Source organism: Salinivibrio kushneri (genome assembly GCF_027286325.1).
In the GTDB taxonomy this organism is placed as follows: Bacteria; Pseudomonadota; Gammaproteobacteria; order Enterobacterales; family Vibrionaceae; genus Salinivibrio; species Salinivibrio kushneri_A.
The window spans coordinates 226,270-243,139 of record NZ_CP114588.1 but is presented as its reverse complement, the minus strand read 5'-3'; the positions used below and the strand labels follow the sequence as shown (position 1 = coordinate 243,139).

Genomic DNA, 16,870 nt, shown 5'->3' with positions numbered 1-16,870 from the left:
GGTAAGGATTAATCCTCGTATTGTACTTACTGACGCATCAACCATGCGAAAGCCTGTTTCTATCCATATACTCGTGGTTATATGGCTGCACACTCTGGAACTCAAGTATGATGCCCAAAATCCGCCACATTGTTGGCATTTTTATTGTTTTAAGCGCACTTTTTGGCTGTTGGCAGTCTGGCAAAGAAGCCCAGCGCTGGTCAATCCACCCTGAAGGCGCCACCAGCTTTAGCCTTAGCCGCGATGGCCGGTTTGCCTTACTCGCCTCGGACGAAACCGATATCGTGCTGTGGGATCTTGTCACCAATCAGCAATTAGCGGAGCTGGGGCCGCAAGACCCCAATGCGAACCCTGTGGTGGTCAGCCATATTTCCGATAATAAACGCTATGCCATTACTGCCACGGCACAAAACTTTGCCGTGTGGGATCTGGCTTGGAGCCAGTCTCAAGGGCTTTGGTCCATTTCTGACGGCATCATTCGTGATGCCGCGATCAGTAACAATGGTGAAAAATTGGTGCTGGCTATGTCTAACGGCAAAGCATTATTCATCGACTTAGGCACGGGAAGGCGCTTAGAGTTCCTGGCGCATCGCGATAAAGTCAATGCCGTGGCGATTTCGCCCAATGGTGCGTACGTACTCTCCGGTGGCAATGACCATCATGCCTACTTTTGGGAAACCGACTCGGGGCAGATTATTAACGACTTTGCGTACGACCAAAGGGTTAAGCAAGTCGCGCTACATCGAGAAGGGCAATACGCGTTCGTCTCTGATGGCGGCAACCGCGCGGTAATTTGGGCTCTGCCGAGCGGAGATAAGGTGAGTGAATTGGATATTTTTGCTCGCCAAGCGATTTACGCCAGTGCCCGCTTTTCCGATGACGGCCGTCAACTGGCCACTGGTACCCCCTCACAGCGGGTCGAGTTATGGGACGTACAAAGCGGTGAAAACATCGGCCGCTGGCAAGCCTTGGCGCAACCAGACACTCGCCCACCGAGCGCAGTCGTGTATGATGTGGCTATCGACCCCACGGGGCGCGTGATTTCCGGGACATCCGCCGGTATCGCCCAAGCTTGGTTAACCGACGCGCAATAGCGAGAGAGCAGTATGAGTGAGATTGATAAGTTACAGCAACAAATCGACGACCTGGAATATAAGGTCGCTTTTCAAGAAGACACCCTCGAGCAGCTCAACAGCGCGTTAACCCAGCAGCAGGGGGACATTGAGCGTATGACGGTACAGATTCAATACTTAGTCAGTAAATTAAAAAACATAGAGCCGGAAAACATTGCCAGCCAAGCAGAAGAAACGCCGCCACCGCACTACTGATACGAAAAAGGCGCCATTCGGCGCCTTTCATTCACCACAGACGGAGACCGTCTTAGTGGTCGTGACCACAGCTTTCACCCTCTTGGTGAATATGACCGTGAGACACTTCCTCTTCTGTCGCTTCGCGAACGTCAACCACTTCCACAGAGAAAGACAGGGTTTGACCGGCTAGCATGTGGTTAGCGTCAACTACCACTTCTTCACCATCAACTTCAGTCACTTCGACCGGGATTTGGCCTTGGTCCGTTTCTGCCATAAAGCGCATGCCCACTTCTACTTGGTCTACGCCTTGGAATACGTTAGCCGGTACGCGTTGTACCATGGCTTCTTGGTAATCGCCATAGGCTTCGTCTGGGCCTACAGTCACGTCAAAGCTCTCACCTTTTTCGCGGCCTTCCAGCGCGTTCTCAAGACCTACAATCAGGTTACGATGACCGTGCAGGTATTGGAGAGGCTCTTGTGCTGTTGATTCGTCAACAAGTGCACCATCTTCATTTTTTACTTGGTAAGCCAGGCTGACTACCACATCTTTTGCAATTTTCATGCTCGCTCCGAGACCGGAAGGTAAATGGACTGCCGATGATAACGGATCCCCTACTCCGGTTTAAAGATCCCAATGACATTCTCTGCTGACTCGGCACCAGAGTGTGACTGCTGTGCCGAATCAGGCAACCGACTATCATGATAATCGCAGCTGACACATTCTACTTTGTCAATATTATTTTCGCGCCATACTCGTAACGTATCGAGTTGTTGACACGCTGGGCATGCTGCCCCAGCAATGAAACGTTTTTTCACTTCAACACCTTACTCATCTCGGTTCCAACTTTGGTGCCGCTCACTGTCACCACGCATTTCTCGGTCAAAAATTTCTTCCAACTCTTTGCGTGCTTCTTTCACTCGGGAGGCCGTCGCCAAGTCTTCGCTGTGTTGCGGCAATAGATCTTGCAATACCCGCATATCCAACTTACGGAATAAAATTTCGGCTCGCTTGGCTTTATACGGATGCATACCCAGTGACTCTAGCGTCTGCCGCCCCAGTTCAAGTGCGCCCAAAAAGGTTTCACGCGAGAACTGGTCAACGCCCTGCGCCATCAATTGATAAGCCTCTACACGGCTCCGCGCCCGTGCCATTACCTTTAAGTTAGGGAAATGGCGCGCACAAAGATCAACAATCTCCATCACCTCGTCAGGCGAATCGGTACAAATCACAATCGCTTCTGCGGTATGCGCACCGGCCGCCCGTAATAAGTCGAGCTGGGTTGCGTCGCCATAATACACTTCATAGCCAAAGCGACGTAGCAGCTTAATTTGTGTCGGATCACGTTCCAATATGGTTACGCCAATTTTGTTAGCGAACATCAAACGCCCTACCACCTGACCAAAGCGACCAAAACCGGCAATGATCACGCGCGCATCAGCTTGCTCAAACTGTCCTTGGGGCGGCGCTTCCTCTGGCTCGTTGAACGTGCGGGCAAACCAGCGCTGTTGAAGCGTCAGCATTAAAGGCGTCGTCATCATTGATAAGCTCACCACCACCAACAAAAATGCATTCAATGGCTGGTCGAGTAACCCTTGGCTGCGCGCGGCAGTAAAAATAACAAACGCAAACTCCCCGCCTTGGCTAAGCAACACCGCCATTTGACTACGTGCCTTTGGCGCCACGCCAAACAGACGCGCCAACCCGTAAAGCAATATGGTTTTTGCAAAAATTAACGCTGCCACCGTGCCTAAAATTGCGAGGGGATAATCGAGCAATAAGCCGAGATCAACGGTCATCCCCACCGCAATAAAGAACAGCCCGAGCAACAAACCTTTGAAAGGCTCAATCGCGGTTTCTAGCTCATGACGGTATTCACTTTCAGCAAGCAATACGCCCGCAAGAAACGCCCCGAGCGCCATCGATAAGCCCAATGCTTGCATGGCCAGGGCAATACCAATCACCAAGGCCAACGAGGTCACGGTAAATAGCTCGGTGACACCGCTCATGGCCACTAAACGAAACAGCGGGCGCAGCAGGAAATGACCGCCTACCAGCAAAATACCGATACCGACAAACATCCATAATACGTCGAGCCAGCTACCGGCACTGCCACCGGCAAGCGCAGGGATCATCGCGAGCATCGGGATTACCGCAATGTCTTGGAAGAGCAAGACCGCAAAGCCTGACTGTCCGGTTTCGCTGCGCATTAGGCGTTGATCTTCGATAATTTTCATCGCAATCGCGGTAGAAGAAAGCGCCAGGCCAACTCCAATCACTAATGATTGGGAAAGGGTTAAGCCTGTCATCATACATACCACACCAATGGCGAACGCGGTGAGTACCACCTGACTGCCCCCAAGCCCGATAATCGGTCGGCGCATTTGCAGCAACTTTTTCGGGTTCAGCTCCAGACCAATCAAAAACAGCAGCAGCACCACGCCAAATTCCGCAAAATGGAGAATCGCATCCACATCACGGACCAGACCCAGCCCCCAAGGCCCGATCACTATGCCTGCCAGCAAATAACCGAGGACAGAGCCCATGCCCAAGCGCTGTGCCAACGGAACCGCAATCACCGCGGCCAATAAAAAGACAAAAGCCACCGATAAGAGGTTGTTATCCATCCTCTCCTCCTTGTTGCGCCAATGGATCGGCGAGCCAATCGGCGTAAATCTCGGCAAACGCATCGCGATCGGCATCGCCAACGCGACGTGCCCAGTGCAACACCAACGGCGGGATCCAATACATCCGACATAATGAGGCGGTTAACTCAAAGGGTTGCAATAACTCGGCCATCGAATATTTATTGTAACCTTGCTGGCTAAACGCTTCGGCCGCACCGCCAGTGGTCACCACAAAACGACAGGTTTTACCGGCCAACGCATCCCCGCCTTGTCCATGAGCAAACCCTTTCCCTAACACCACATCTATCCACTCTTTTAACAATGCCGGACAGGAATACATTTGCAGTGGATGCTGAAAGACCAACACATCGGCGTCAGTGACCAACGCACGCTCATGATGCACGTCCACCACAAAATCAGGGTATGCGGCGTAAATATCATGGACTGTGACATGGGACAACGGCGTAATGGCCTCAATTAAGCGACGATTGGCAACAGATTCATCGGGGTCGGGGTGAGCAAAAATCACCAGTACCTTGGGAAGAGAGGGGCTTTCAGCCTTATCTCGGGGCATAGGCTTCCTTGTCGTTATGATTATTGTAAGAACGCAATCTGTTCATTTGTTCCATGTTTTTAACTTTAACACACAAATATGCCCCGTCTGTGTCTGACCAGTGGGATGACGCGGTAGAATTTGGCAATCCCCGTATCAAGCTGGTATAACGACCGCGCAACCATGCGCATCCATCAACCCGAGACAGACTGAGAAATCATGATTCGCTTCTCCGACATTCAACTGCTTCGTGGTGGTAAGCCCCTGCTTGACCACACTTCTGCCACTATTTCGCCAGGCGACAAAGTCGGTTTGGTGGGAAAAAATGGCTGTGGCAAATCTAGCCTGTTTGCATTGCTGCGCCATCAATTATCGTTGGATGCCGGCAATTGTGACTATCCGAGTCAGTGGCAGGTAGCATGGGTGGCGCAAGAAACCCCGGCACTCGACAAAAGCGCACTTGAATACGTCATTGATGGCGATAGCGAATACCGCGAGCTACAGCAAGCCTTACGCGACGCCGAAACCCGTGATGATGGTAATGCGGTAGCGATGTTGCACGACAAATTGGATGCCATTGGTGGTTATACCATTGAAGCACGCGCTGCGAGTCTGCTTGATGGTTTGGGCTTTAGCCAACCACAAATCCACTGGTCACTCACCCAATTCTCAGGTGGCTGGCGAATGCGGCTGAACTTAGCACAAGCGCTATTATGCCGCTCTGATCTGCTGTTGCTGGATGAACCCACCAACCACCTAGATCTCGATGCGGTGATGTGGCTGGAAAAATGGCTACAGCAATATCCAGGGACCTTGGTGTTGATCTCTCACGACCGGGACTTTTTGGATCCTGTCGTCAACCGTATTATTCATATTGAGCACCAACAGCTTAATGAATATACGGGTAATTATTCCGACTTTGAACAAATGCGCGCGCAAAAATTGGCTCAACAACAGGCGCAGTACGAAAAGCAACAAAAGCAAATTAACCACATGCAATCGTATATTGATCGCTTTCGCTACAAAGCGACCAAAGCCCGTCAAGCGCAAAGTCGGATTAAAGCCCTTGAGCGGATGGAGAAGGTATTGCCCGCGCAATACGATAACCCATTTAGTTTTACCTTCTTCACCCCGGATGCCTTACCCACACCGATTTTGATGATGGACAAGGTGGCGGCTGGTTATGATAAGACCCCCATTATTGAAAACATTCGCCTTAACCTGGTGCCGGGGGCGCGCATTGGCTTACTAGGGCGCAATGGTGCGGGTAAATCAACCCTGATTAAACTGCTCGCGGGTAGCCTACCCGCCATGGCCGGTGAATTAACCTATTCACAAGGGGTGAAAATTGGCTATTTTGCCCAACACCAACTTGATACGTTGCGGATCGACGATACGCCACTTCAGCACCTAAACCGGTTAGCCCCTACCACTGCTGAGCAAACCTTGCGTGATTTTCTCGGCCGGTTTGGCTTTCAAGGCGACAAGGCGCTCGAGCCCATCGGCCCCTTTTCTGGAGGCGAAAAAGCCCGCTTGGTGCTCGCTTTGCTGGTGTGGCAAAAACCGAACCTACTGCTACTCGATGAGCCCACTAACCACCTTGACCTGGATATGCGCCAAGCATTAACGCTGGCTTTACAGTCCTACGAGGGCGCGATGGTGATTGTCAGTCACGATCGCTTTTTGCTGCGCGCCACTACCGATGACTTGTACTTGGTCGACAATGGCGCAGTGCTACCCTTTGATGGAGACTTGAACGATTATCATCGCTGGCTGACCGATCAACAGCGTGCTGATCGCGCTGAGAGCAAAAAACAAGCGGCCGCGGAGAAAACAGCACCGCAACAAACCCAAGTGGATCGCAAAGCGCAAAAACGCCGCGATGCCGAATTACGCAAGCAAACGGCGCCTTTGCGGAAAAAAATTGACAATCTCGACACACAGATAGAACAACTCTCTGCCATTATCAGTGACGCGGAAAGCCAGTTGGCGGATCCTGAGATTTATCACAGTGATAACAAAGCGCGACTCACGGCGCAATTGCAACGTCAAGCGGATGCCAAATCGACGCTCGAAGAGGTGGAACAAGAATGGATGGAGCGACAAGAAGAGCTGGAAGCCCTGGAGGCGACATTCACTCAAAGCTAACCCCTGGGATGGCGAACCCCGCCGACCTGTGGCAGTTTTGTTTACATCATTATGGCAAGCCAGAGGTGAAACAAGCCTGCCTCAAGCTCCAAGACGAGCACCAAGGTAACGTCAACCTTGCCTTGTTGCTCGCCTGGATTGAGCAACATGGCTACGGCCTTGCCCCCGAGAGCCTGAGCCAACTCAAACACGCGTTGAGCCGATCGGAGCATTTGCTTATTGCCTATCGTCACCTGCGGCGAGATTTGAAGCCGCGGGTCGGCAGTGGACAGTACAAAAAAATGCTTAACTTTGAGCTCAGCTTAGAAAAATTCCAACAGCAGGATTTAGTCGAGGCCCTAAATCGTCAAACCTGGCTCACGGATACCGCCTCTCCTCTCGCCTACTATTGCCGTCAGCTGTCACCATCAGCACGCAACCTATATACATCACTGAGGGTGACGCCCGCCGAGGAAGAGGGAAGTAACCATGATGACACCGTTTAGACCCATTCCCAGTGCACGGAATGCGCACCTACAAACCTTGTTGCCTCGCTTTCTGCGTCGTGCCCCGCTTTTCACCCCTCGCTGGCAGCAATTTGATCTGCCCGATGGCGATTTTGTTGATTTGGCCTGGACACATCAACCGCAACCTGGGCAGCCGATTGTTGTTTTATTCCATGGCTTAGCCGGCAGTTTCGACAGCCCGTATGCCAACGGCTTGCTCGCCGCGTTCCAACGTCAAGGTTGGTGCGGCGTAGTGATGCACTTTCGCAGCTGCAGTGGCCGCCTTAATCGTGCCGCGCGGACCTATCACTCTGGAGAAACCCAAGACGCACGTGCCTTCTTAACCTATTTGCGTGAGACCTATCCAGAGAGTCAAATTGGCGCGGTCGGGGTTTCCTTAGGGGGAAACATGCTGGTACGTTATCTGGCGGACTATCACGATGATCCCATCGTGACCTGTGGTTGCGCAGTGTCACCCCCACTTGACCTAGCCGCGTGCTCGATGCGTATCCAGAAAGGGTTTTCCCGTGTTTATCAAGCCTATTTGTTGCGCTCGATGCGACAAACCCTTGCTGAAAAGCTGACCCGTCATCAGCAAGTCGGCCGGTGGCATGCGGGAGAACGCCCAACGATCAATACGTTGTTTGAGTTCGACCAAACTGTCACTGCCCCGCTTCATGGCTTTGACGATGCACACCATTATTACCGTGCCTGCAGCGGCCTTTCCGTGCTTAATGCCATTAAGACACCGCTGGCCATCATTCATGCCAAAGACGACCCGTTTATGACCGACGCGGTGATCCCAACGTCCCCCTTACCCGCCAATATCGACTACCAACTCACAGAGCATGGCGGCCATGTTGGTTTTGTCACGGGAAGCTGGCGCCAACCTCAGTTGTGGCTTGAGCAAGCGGTGCCCGGCTGGTTAGCGTCTTATTTGCCGCATGAGTCACTGAGCAAGACGGCACGTTAGTGCCATCAAAGGAATCAAAGAGAACCACTGCATTTACTGGTATGATCGGGTAAAATGCGAGCCAATTCACAACATTCGCATCACGCACCCTCGCGTGCCATCCTGAGATAAATAAAAGGTGATGTAGTATGATGGTTCCATGGCAGTCGATTCCCGACGAAACACTGACAGCGTTAATTGAGCACTTTGTATTACGGGAAGGAACCGATTATGGTGAGCAAGAAGTCAGCTTTGCACAAAAAGTTGATGATGTTCGCCAACAATTACAATCCGGAGACGCCGTGATTGTGTATTCCGAGTTGCACGAGACAGTGGATATTCGTCGTAAAGCAGCACTCGGCTCTTAGCATCGCAGTACACGCCGTATCGCGATACAAATTCAGACTGAATGACAGGGCGCGTCATGTCGGCTAAACATCCAATTATTGCGGTTACCGGCTCGTCAGGAGCCGGTACCACCACTACCTCGGAGGCCTTCCGTAAGATGTTCCAGATGATGAACATCAAAGCGGCCTGGCTAGAAGGGGACAGCTTTCACCGTTTTACTCGTCCCGAAATGGACGTGGAGATCCGTAAAGCGCGTGAACAAGGCAAGCATATCAGCTACTTTGGCCCCACCGCCAACGACTTCCCTCGACTAGAGCAGTTTTTTCGTGAGTATGGCGACCAAGGCACGGGAAAATACCGTCGCTATTTACATACCTTTGATGAAGCGGTGCCCTATAACCAAATGCCTGGTACCTTCACACCATGGCAAGACTTGGCCGACAATACCAATGTATTGTTTTACGAGGGATTGCACGGTGGGGTGGTCGACGGTGACGTCAATGTTGCGCAACACGTCGACCTCTTGATAGGTATGGTGCCCATCGTCAACTTAGAGTGGATTCAAAAATTTGTCCGCGATACGCGCGATAGAGGTCACTCTCGTGAAGCGGTGACCGACTCAATTGTGCGCTCAATGGATGATTACTTGCACTATATCACTCCGCAATTTTCTCGCACCCATATCAATTTTCAACGCGTTCCCACGGTAGATACCTCAAACCCATTAAATGCCAAAGGGATCCCGTCTTTGGACGAGAGCTTTGTGGTGATCCGCTTTCGTGGGATGAAAAATGTCGACTTCCCCTACCTGTTGCAGATGATCACTGGGTCGTTTATGTCACGGCATAACACCTTAGTGGTGCCTGGGGGAAAAATGGGCTTTGCGATGGAATTGATTATCCGTCCATTGATCCAACAATTGATAGAAAAAGGCAAGATTGGCTAAGGCGTAGCGCATCCATGATGTATTACTTCTCAAGCCGTGATCTTAGCCACGTTTTTGCCAGATTTTTAGGCGGTTGGCCTAGATCAAAATCAAGAAATCACCAACAAAAAAAGATACACTCTTGTTAACATACAGTGAGCTTGTAGCCCGCGTTCAGACTTCGTATTCTGTGCAATGATCTGATGGGTTACCCCTCAGACAAAGATAGGACGTTGTTGCCGGGCAACACATGCAGAGGAAATAAGTTATATGGTTCCAGGAAAACCTCAAACAGACCCTACACTCGAGTGGTTCCTTTCACATTGTCATATTCATAAGTATCCGTCTAAAAGCACGCTTATCCATGCAGGTGAGAAGGCGGAGACCTTGTATTACATCGTGAAAGGGTCTGTGGCCGTACTGATCAAAGATGAAGAAGGCAAGGAAATGATCCTGTCTTACCTTAACCAAGGTGACTTCATCGGTGAGCTCGGGCTTTTCGAAGAAGACCAAGAGCGCACTGCTTGGGTTCGCGCTAAATCACCGTGTGAAGTGGCAGAAATTTCATTTAAGAAGTTCCGCCAGCTCATCCAAGTTAACCCTGACATCTTAATGCGCCTGTCTTCACAAATGGCGCGTCGTTTGCAGGTAACTAGCCAAAAGGTAGGGGATCTCGCCTTCCTGGACGTCACAGGGCGCATTGCGCAAACCTTGTTGAACTTGGCGAAGCAGCCAGATGCCATGACACACCCTGACGGTATGCAAATTAAGATCACCCGTCAGGAAATTGGCCAAATTGTCGGCTGTTCGCGTGAAACCGTGGGACGTATTCTAAAAATGCTGGAAGAGCAAAACCTCATTTCCGCACACGGTAAAACCATCGTGGTATACGGCACACGCTAATTGCGCCGCTCTCTGTATCACCAACCGACGCCCTGGCGTCGGTTTTTTTATCTCCACTTTCTGGCAAGCACGCGGATAGCTTCTAAACTCAAAACGATGTTGTTAACACTAAATTAACAAGGTATCGTTTATGAAAAAAGTGATAACTGCCCTCACCGCCCTCGCGCTCTCTGTGTTTTCAGTCCATGCCGCATCCAATACCACGATTGTACACCCCGAGCCACGCGCTGGCTCAGCGCTTGACCTCTATGCCATTGAGCTGATTGAATTTCTTGCTGAAAAATCGGGAGAATCTGTCACCTTACAAGCCTTTGACGGCCAAATTGGCTCTCAGTCTCGTAAAGTGGAGATGCTCAAGCAAGGCAAGCTCACTGTCGACTGGCTTGGTGCCGACCGTACACTGGAATCGGAACTGATCCCCATTCGCTATCCCGTGTTTCGTGGTTTACTCGGCCATCGCCTGTTTATTACCAACCAAGCCACTGAGCCCCAACTCGCTCAGATAAATAGCGCGGGTGATTTGCAGTCTCTTACGATGACTCAGGGACAAGGCTGGGCCGACGTCAAAGTGCTTAACTCTGCGGGATTTCGCGTACGTGAAATATCGAGCTTTGAAAACATTTTTAAAGTGGTTGATACGGGTCGTGCCGATCTCTTCCCTCGTGCCTTGATTGAGCCTTTTAGTGAATTAGCCGAGCGGCCGCAATACGGTAATCTGTTAGTTGACCCACACCTGATGCTGATCTATCGCTTCCCGATGTTCCTGTTTGTGTCTCCGCAACATGCTGACGTCGCCGAGATGTTAAATCGCGCTTTTGAAGCGGCGTATCAAGACGGATCATTTATCGAGTTTTTCAATAATGCGCCTTTAGTTAAGGAAACCTTTGAAAAGGCAAACATTAGTGAACGCACCGTAATCCGAGTTGATAACCCACATTTAAGCAACGAAACACAAGCGATTCCAGACACGTTTTGGCTCGACATCGAGGCCCAATAGACGATAAAAAAGGGAGCGTATCACACGCTCCCTTTCATATGACGTCGACCCGTATTCGGGCAAGGACGAATAACTAGTGGGTGCTTTCAAAGATTTTATCTGCCGAGGCAGCCACAAAACCTTGGTAGAGCTCACCATTGGGCAGGACATAACGCTTAGCAAACTCATAAAATCCACCCGGGATGGTTTGCGTGTCATCAGAAAAAGCAACCGGTACGCGATCCGCCATGGTGGAGGATTGCTCCAAATACACTGATGCATCCCCTTTGACTTCTCCACCTGACTCGTTAATCGCAAAGCCATTGTCGCGCAATCGGTTGTTCACCGAGAGGCAATCATCATGCGCATTCAGCTGATTCACGCTCACGGTAAAATGGTTCGCACCATAACCGTGTGCCGCCACCCAAGACGCATATTCACTCTCTTCGGCAAGGGTTTGATAGGTCGCCCAATCAACATCCCATAGACGCCCCTGATGGAGAAAATCACTGCCTGTTAGTGACGATTCATCGACCTGCGCCACCAGCTTCTCGACAATCGCCTGAAGCGTTGGCGAGCATTGCTCGACCATCAACTCACTGATAAAAACTTTTGGCATCAAAGGATCGGGATGCTCAAAATGGCAGGCGTTGAGCTTTTTCGCTTCAAAGGTATAGTCACCTTTTTGCTGATACCCCAAGGCGAGAAATGGACGCGCAAGTACCTTTAGCCCAACCTTAGGTAAACCAAATGTCCGTAAGGCAATATGATCATTGATCAAAGGTTGCCCTTCCTCTAATAAGGCATGCACCTTATGTGCCGAAGGGCACAGACGGTTGATGTAGTCCTGCCACAGTTTGTCGAATAACGCTTGGCCACTGTCCATGTTGCTCTCCTTAGTCCTGTTGATTCGGAATGCCGGGGGCGAACGTTTCGGGCAGTACCACCTGCTCCCCTTCCATTGACGCCATCGGATAAGCGCAATAATCCGCTGCATAGTAAGCGCTGGGGCGTAAGTTCCCCGAGGCACCCGGCCCACCAAATGGCGCGTCACCGCTAGCGCCCGTCAATTGGCGATTGCGGTTAACAATCCCTGCACGAATATGGTCAAGGAAGTACTGCCATTCACCATCGTCTTCACTGATAAGTCCGGCAGACAACCCATAGCGGGTGTCATTGGCTTTGGTGACCGCATCGGCCATATCCTGGTAACGCTGCACTTGCAGAAGCGGACCAAAATACTCTTCATCCGGTAAGTCTTGAATACCACTGACATCCAAGATCCCTGGCGAGATCACCGCGTCATGCTGATGTTCACACTCAATCACTGGCTTCGCGCCCAGATCAACAAGCTTTTGCTGTGTGGCCAGAATACCCTCTGCTGCCGCCACTGAGATCTGTGCGCCCATAAACGGCGCCGGATCATCAAACTGGCCGCCAACTCGCACGGTTTTTGTCCATTGTGCTAGGCGCGTCAAGATCTTGTCACCCACTTCTCCTTCAGGCAGCAGCAGGCGGCGTGCACAGGTGCAACGTTGACCGGCGCTAAGATACGCTGACTGAATGATGGTATAGACGGTGGCTTCTAAATCACCAAACTGATCACTGACCACCAAGGGATTATTTCCCCCCATTTCCAGTGCCAGCATCTTATCGGGCTGACCCGCGAATTGGCGGTGGAGGATATGGCCGGTATTGGCGCTACCGGTAAACAATAAGCCATCAATGCCTCGGGCTTGTGCTAAAGCCTCGCCGGTATTACGGCCACCTTGTACCAGATTGATAAGGCCATGCGGCAGCCCTGCCTCTAACCAATACCCCAGTGTTTTTTCCGCCACTTTTGGCGTCAATTCTGACGGCTTGAACACCACACTGTTACCGGCCAGTAGCGCGGGGACAATGTGGCCATTGGGCAGGTGACCCGGGAAGTTGTACGGGCCAAAGACCGCCATCACACCTAACGGACGGTGACGCAACACAGCTTGCGTGCCATTGACATCTTTTTCGCGTGAGCCCGTTCTCTCGTGGTAAGCGCGTAATGAGATCGCCACTTTTCCCACCATGGCACCGACTTCGGTTTTGGTTTCCCAGAATGGTTTGCCCGTCTCTTCAGCAATGGTGCGCGCTAAATCGTCCGTATTCGCTTTCACTATCTCGGCAAAGCGCTCAACCAGCGCTTGGCGCTCGGCAAATTCAGTATTACGCCAACGAAGAAAGGCTTCACGTGCGGCGCTAACCGCTTGTTCAACCTGGGGGCGCGTCGCTTCTTCACCTTGCCAAATACACTGACTATCAAAGGGATTTTGCGAGGTCATCACCTCGCCCTCGCCTTTCACCCACTCTCCGTTAATCAGATGGCCTGCTGATTGCTTTGTCATCTTATCCCTCCATGGCAATCAAACGCAGCTGATCGCCTTCTTTTACATTCAATGCGTCTGCTACCGCGGGGCTGATCACCACCTGATTGGTTTCATGATCCACCGCCGCTTTCGCCGCTGTCGCGCGGAAACCGGCAAAGTCCGTGTTCGATATCAAATAGTCCTGCGCGCTGCTGTGCTCTCTTACGCTTGCCGAGGCGTTGAAAGAATGACGCACGGATTCAATATTGTGACGTAAGCATTCCACCGTGGGGCCGGCATCAAAGATGTCGACATAGCCACGGCACGAAAAGCCTTCTTTTTCCAACAAGCGCAACGCTGGGCGAGTATTGGGATGCACTTGCCCGATCACCGCTCGCGCTTCCTCACTGAGCAGGCTCACGTAAATCGGTAATTTTGGCATCAGATCAGCGATGAAGCCTTTCGCCCCAATCCCGGTGAGGTAGTCAGCCAACGTGAAGTCAATGTTAAAGAAGTTATCCTTCAACCATTGCCAAAACGGCGAGTTCCCCTCGTCATCAGACACACCACGCATTTCAGCAAAGACCACGTCTGCGAAACGCTCGGGAAATTGTGCCAACATCAAAAACCGACACTTAGACAAAAGCTTGCCATTTAGGCCGCCACGAAACTCAGGGCGCATAAACAAGGTGCAGATCTCTGTGGTGCCGGTGTAGTTGTTGCCAAACGTCAGCACTTCCACGATGTTATGCACATTCAGTTTGCGCGACGAGTGCACCACCTTCGTCAGGTGGTAACTATAAAATGGATTGTCGAGGCCAATAGCCGCTTCAATCCCAGTCGTCCCGGCAATCTCACCGGTTTCTACATCTTCAGCGACCATCAAGTACCCTTCCGGGCCAGGCTCTGTCACCTTTTTGGCAAAACTTTCTAGCGAATTATCAATTCGCCCTTGGAGCAAATCGGCATCCACCGGCAACGAGGTAAACCCGTGGCCGGACGCTTCCGCACACAACATCAGTGCATCAAAATCTGATGCACGGATAGGCCGAATAACTAACATCTCAAATCCCTCCGAGTGTATGAGGTCGCTTATCCTGCAACAACCTTCGCAATCGCGCGCTCCAGGCGTGCCATCCCTTCTTTAATATCGGCTTTGGTAATCACCAATGACGGAGTAAACCTCACCACATTTGGGCCGGCGACTAATACCAACAGGCCTTCTTCACCCGCGGCAACCAGAATATCGCGTGCACGGCCTTCCCAGTCTTGGTTCAGTGCCGCACCGAGTAGCAAGCCTTTGCCACGGACTTCACTGAAGATGCCGTATTTATCGTTAATCGCCTCTAAACCGTCACGGAACCATTGCTCGCGCTCAATGACACCCTCTAGCACTTCGGGCTTGGTCACTTCATTGACCACGGCTTCTGCGACCGCACACGCCAATGGATTACCGCCATAGGTGGAGCCATGAACGCCCGGTTTCATGTGTGCTGCGAGACGTTCGGTGGTAAGCATGGCACCAATGGGGATCCCGCCACCCAGTGATTTGGCTGTCGCCAGAATGTCCGGTTCAACCCCTGATTCTTGATAGGCATAAAAGGTGCCCGTACGGCCATTGCCGGTTTGGACTTCGTCGAAAATCAACAGGGCGTTGTGTTTGTCACATAACTCGCGCACGGCCTGCAAAAAGCCTGCTTCCGGTGGCACGATGCCGCCCTCGCCTTGCAATGGCTCCATCATCACCGCACAGGTACGATCTGAGATATGGTCGGCCAATGCGGCGATGTCGTTGTAAGGAAGATGGGTGACATCGCCAGGTTTAGGGCCAAAGCCGTCTGAATAAGCGGGCTGTCCCCCTACCGTCACGGTAAAGAAGGTGCGACCGTGGAAACCTTTGGTGAAAGCGATGATTTCACTTTTGTGCTCGCCGTGCTCTTCTTTTGCCCAGCGACGCGCCAGTTTCAGTGCGGCTTCGTTCGCCTCGGCGCCTGAGTTAGCGTAAAACACGCGGTCGGCGAAGGACAGTTCGGTGAGGCGTTTTGCGAGGCGCAACGCCGGGGCGTTGGTCATCACATTGCTCAAGTGCCACAGCTTCTGCGCTTGTTCGGTCAGTGCATCCACCATTACCGGATGACAATGACCTAAACAGCTCACCGCGATACCACCGGCAAAATCGATATACTCTCGACCTTCCTGATCCCAGATACGCGACCCTTTACCATGATCTGGGATCATCGGCATTGGGTTGTAACATGGCACCATGACTTCGTCGAAGAGTTTACGTTCTACTTTGTGCTCCATTGTCATCACTCAATCCTTCTGTGTTTAATCTATGATGCATAGTATTTACATTATTTTAACCGCAGCAATAGCAGATTATGTTTTGTTTTCAGCAGGGTAACCGAACTCATGCAGTTTACCGAGATAGTTATGCATAAACTGTGAGCAGAGAGAAGCGCAGAGCAAGCAAGGCTATGATGCCAAACAGGCAAGACTGAGGGGAGATAACAGCTAGGCTGCATAAGGTTGCAGCCATTGATAAGGCAGTCAAAAATCGCGAAATGTAAAATTGGTGATAAAGATCGCCATTTGGTGCAAGCGTGTGTAATGGAGAGCGCGGCTGGGATGCCCCGAGGTAACGGCGCTTAACACTGTCGCGCCTTTATCCTGTCGACGTTATTGCTGGAGAAAGTTGGCCAGTAAAGCATGTCCCTCTTGGGTGAGAATACTTTCTGGGTGAAATTGTACCCCTTCCACCGCGAGCTCACGGTGCTTTAACCCCATGATAATTTCACGCCCATCTGCCTCCATGGTGGTTGCTGTTACCATCAAACAGGCGGGTAAGCTGTGTGGATCCACCACTAAGGAGTGATATCGCGTGACGGTAAGCGGGCTGGGCAAATGAGCAAAGACACCTTGCCCTGCGTGATCGACGGGCGATGTTTTACCATGCATCACTGCCTTTGCGCGTACCACCTTAGCACCAAATACTTGCGCAAGGGCTTGATAGCCCAGACAGACACCTAAAAGGGGAACCTTTCCCGCAAAGTGCTCAATCACCGCCAGCGAGATCCCAGCTTCGTCTGGGGTACAAGGGCCTGGTGAAACCACGATATGGGTGGGCGCCATCGCCTCTATCTCCGCCAAGCTAATCGCATCATTGCGTTTGACGCAAACAGATGCGCCCAATTCACAGAAGTATTGATACAGGTTGTAGGTAAAAGAGTCGTAGTTGTCGATGATAAGAAGCACTGTGCTCGGCCATGCGATTGAAAACCGGCATGATGCTAACACAGTGCTTAT

The 16,870-nt window shown here is 51.5% G+C and carries 18 protein-coding genes; 9 read left to right on the top strand and 9 right to left on the bottom strand.

The annotated features are described in order from the left end of the window. Positions 1-110: 110 nt before the first annotated feature. Positions 111-1,094 (top strand): WD40 repeat domain-containing protein, encoded by a 984-nt coding sequence (locus N8M53_RS01180; RefSeq protein ID WP_420066601.1) that lies wholly within the window; start codon positions 111-113, stop codon positions 1,092-1,094. A 12-nt stretch (positions 1,095-1,106) separates the two neighbouring features. Further along, on the top strand, positions 1,107-1,328 hold the full coding sequence (locus tag N8M53_RS01175; RefSeq protein WP_077606863.1) for a SlyX family protein: 222 nt from the start codon (positions 1,107-1,109) through the stop codon (positions 1,326-1,328). A 52-nt stretch (positions 1,329-1,380) separates the two neighbouring features. On the opposite strand, the gene slyD is transcribed toward N8M53_RS01175, so the two are convergent. The 4 genes from slyD to kefG are packed head-to-tail and all read right to left on the bottom strand — an operon-like array spanning position 1,381 to position 4,509. Beyond that, entirely contained in the window at positions 1,381-1,872 is a 492-nt protein-coding gene (slyD, locus tag N8M53_RS01170; RefSeq protein WP_077606862.1) for a peptidylprolyl isomerase, read from the bottom strand. Between the two features lie 50 nt (positions 1,873-1,922). Further along, positions 1,923-2,126 carry a YheV family putative zinc ribbon protein gene (locus tag N8M53_RS01165; RefSeq protein WP_046074780.1) on the bottom strand — a complete coding sequence of 68 codons (204 nt, stop codon included), beginning with the start codon at positions 2,124-2,126 and terminating at the stop codon, positions 1,923-1,925. Between the two features lie 9 nt (positions 2,127-2,135). Continuing rightward, the gene (gene kefB, locus N8M53_RS01160; protein ID WP_077606861.1) at positions 2,136-3,935 is read right to left on the bottom strand and encodes a glutathione-regulated potassium-efflux system protein KefB; all 1,800 of its coding nucleotides are present in this window, start codon (positions 3,933-3,935) and stop codon (positions 2,136-2,138) included. Next, a complete protein-coding gene (kefG, locus tag N8M53_RS01155; RefSeq protein ID WP_269579202.1) occupies positions 3,928-4,509 on the bottom strand; it encodes a glutathione-regulated potassium-efflux system ancillary protein KefG in 582 nt (193 codons plus the stop codon). The genes kefB and kefG overlap by 8 nt, the downstream gene beginning before the upstream one ends. 198 nt (positions 4,510-4,707) lie before the next feature. Between kefG and N8M53_RS01150 the strand changes: the two genes are divergently transcribed. The 7 genes from N8M53_RS01150 to N8M53_RS01120 all read left to right on the top strand — a co-directional run bounded on the left by N8M53_RS01150 (position 4,708) and on the right by N8M53_RS01120 (position 11,246). After that, positions 4,708-6,636: an ABC transporter ATP-binding protein gene (locus tag N8M53_RS01150; protein ID WP_077606859.1), complete on the top strand. Its 1,929-nt coding sequence runs from the start codon at positions 4,708-4,710 to the stop codon at positions 6,634-6,636. Between the two features lie 8 nt (positions 6,637-6,644). Continuing rightward, positions 6,645-7,121 carry a TIGR02444 family protein gene (locus tag N8M53_RS01145; protein ID WP_108743725.1) on the top strand — a complete coding sequence of 159 codons (477 nt, stop codon included), beginning with the start codon at positions 6,645-6,647 and terminating at the stop codon, positions 7,119-7,121. Continuing rightward, positions 7,105-8,094, top strand: a complete 990-nt coding sequence (locus N8M53_RS01140; protein WP_077606857.1) for a hydrolase — start codon at positions 7,105-7,107, stop codon at positions 8,092-8,094. The genes N8M53_RS01145 and N8M53_RS01140 overlap by 17 nt, the downstream gene beginning before the upstream one ends. Positions 8,095-8,222: 128 nt before the next feature. After that, positions 8,223-8,441: a YheU family protein gene (locus N8M53_RS01135; RefSeq protein ID WP_077606856.1), complete on the top strand. Its 219-nt coding sequence runs from the start codon at positions 8,223-8,225 to the stop codon at positions 8,439-8,441. 56 nt (positions 8,442-8,497) lie between these two features. Then, the gene (locus N8M53_RS01130) at positions 8,498-9,367 is read left to right on the top strand and encodes a phosphoribulokinase (protein ID WP_046074773.1); all 870 of its coding nucleotides are present in this window, start codon (positions 8,498-8,500) and stop codon (positions 9,365-9,367) included. Positions 9,368-9,616: 249 nt separating this feature from the next. Then, complete coding sequence (crp, locus tag N8M53_RS01125) at positions 9,617-10,249, top strand: cAMP-activated global transcriptional regulator CRP (protein ID WP_002535199.1); 633 nt, start codon at positions 9,617-9,619, stop codon at positions 10,247-10,249. 130 nt (positions 10,250-10,379) lie between these two features. Beyond that, positions 10,380-11,246, top strand: a complete 867-nt coding sequence (locus N8M53_RS01120; protein WP_269579201.1) for a hypothetical protein — start codon at positions 10,380-10,382, stop codon at positions 11,244-11,246. 73 nt (positions 11,247-11,319) lie between these two features. On the opposite strand, the gene N8M53_RS01115 is transcribed toward N8M53_RS01120, so the two are convergent. The 5 genes from N8M53_RS01115 to N8M53_RS01095 form a co-directional block, all read right to left on the bottom strand. After that, a complete protein-coding gene (locus tag N8M53_RS01115; RefSeq protein ID WP_269579200.1) occupies positions 11,320-12,111 on the bottom strand; it encodes a DUF1338 domain-containing protein in 792 nt (263 codons plus the stop codon). A 10-nt stretch (positions 12,112-12,121) separates the two neighbouring features. Next, positions 12,122-13,603, bottom strand: a complete 1,482-nt coding sequence (gene astD / locus N8M53_RS01110) for a succinylglutamate-semialdehyde dehydrogenase (protein WP_269579199.1) — start codon at positions 13,601-13,603, stop codon at positions 12,122-12,124. Between the two features lies 1 nt (position 13,604). Next, the gene (gene astA, locus N8M53_RS01105; protein WP_046074770.1) at positions 13,605-14,627 is read right to left on the bottom strand and encodes an arginine N-succinyltransferase; all 1,023 of its coding nucleotides are present in this window, start codon (positions 14,625-14,627) and stop codon (positions 13,605-13,607) included. Between the two features lie 29 nt (positions 14,628-14,656). Next, the gene (locus N8M53_RS01100; RefSeq protein ID WP_269579198.1) at positions 14,657-15,874 is read right to left on the bottom strand and encodes an aspartate aminotransferase family protein; all 1,218 of its coding nucleotides are present in this window, start codon (positions 15,872-15,874) and stop codon (positions 14,657-14,659) included. Between the two features lie 369 nt (positions 15,875-16,243). Further along, positions 16,244-16,819 (bottom strand): anthranilate synthase component II, encoded by a 576-nt coding sequence (locus N8M53_RS01095; protein WP_269579197.1) that lies wholly within the window; start codon positions 16,817-16,819, stop codon positions 16,244-16,246. Positions 16,820-16,870: the final 51 nt, after the last annotated feature.

Bases quoted from the DNA above. Each gene is read 5' to 3' on its own strand.
- crp (WP_002535199.1), top strand. From the start codon at position 9,617: ATGGTTCCAGGAAAACCTCAAACAGACCCTACACTCGAGTGGTTCCTT.
- kefB (WP_077606861.1), bottom strand. From the start codon at position 3,935: ATGGATAACAACCTCTTATCGGTGGCTTTTGTCTTTTTATTGGCCGCG.
- N8M53_RS01135 (WP_077606856.1), top strand. From the start codon at position 8,223: ATGATGGTTCCATGGCAGTCGATTCCCGACGAAACACTGACAGCGTTA.
- N8M53_RS01175 (WP_077606863.1), top strand. From the start codon at position 1,107: ATGAGTGAGATTGATAAGTTACAGCAACAAATCGACGACCTGGAATAT.
- N8M53_RS01180 (WP_420066601.1), top strand. From the start codon at position 111: ATGCCCAAAATCCGCCACATTGTTGGCATTTTTATTGTTTTAAGCGCA.
- kefG (WP_269579202.1), bottom strand. From the start codon at position 4,509: ATGCCCCGAGATAAGGCTGAAAGCCCCTCTCTTCCCAAGGTACTGGTG.
- N8M53_RS01145 (WP_108743725.1), top strand. From the start codon at position 6,645: ATGGCGAACCCCGCCGACCTGTGGCAGTTTTGTTTACATCATTATGGC.
- astD (WP_269579199.1), bottom strand. From the start codon at position 13,603: ATGACAAAGCAATCAGCAGGCCATCTGATTAACGGAGAGTGGGTGAAA.
- astA (WP_046074770.1), bottom strand. From the start codon at position 14,627: ATGTTAGTTATTCGGCCTATCCGTGCATCAGATTTTGATGCACTGATG.
- N8M53_RS01120 (WP_269579201.1), top strand. From the start codon at position 10,380: ATGAAAAAAGTGATAACTGCCCTCACCGCCCTCGCGCTCTCTGTGTTT.
- N8M53_RS01140 (WP_077606857.1), top strand. From the start codon at position 7,105: ATGATGACACCGTTTAGACCCATTCCCAGTGCACGGAATGCGCACCTA.
- slyD (WP_077606862.1), bottom strand. From the start codon at position 1,872: ATGAAAATTGCAAAAGATGTGGTAGTCAGCCTGGCTTACCAAGTAAAA.
- N8M53_RS01150 (WP_077606859.1), top strand. From the start codon at position 4,708: ATGATTCGCTTCTCCGACATTCAACTGCTTCGTGGTGGTAAGCCCCTG.
- N8M53_RS01130 (WP_046074773.1), top strand. From the start codon at position 8,498: ATGTCGGCTAAACATCCAATTATTGCGGTTACCGGCTCGTCAGGAGCC.
- N8M53_RS01100 (WP_269579198.1), bottom strand. From the start codon at position 15,874: ATGACAATGGAGCACAAAGTAGAACGTAAACTCTTCGACGAAGTCATG.
- N8M53_RS01115 (WP_269579200.1), bottom strand. From the start codon at position 12,111: ATGGACAGTGGCCAAGCGTTATTCGACAAACTGTGGCAGGACTACATC.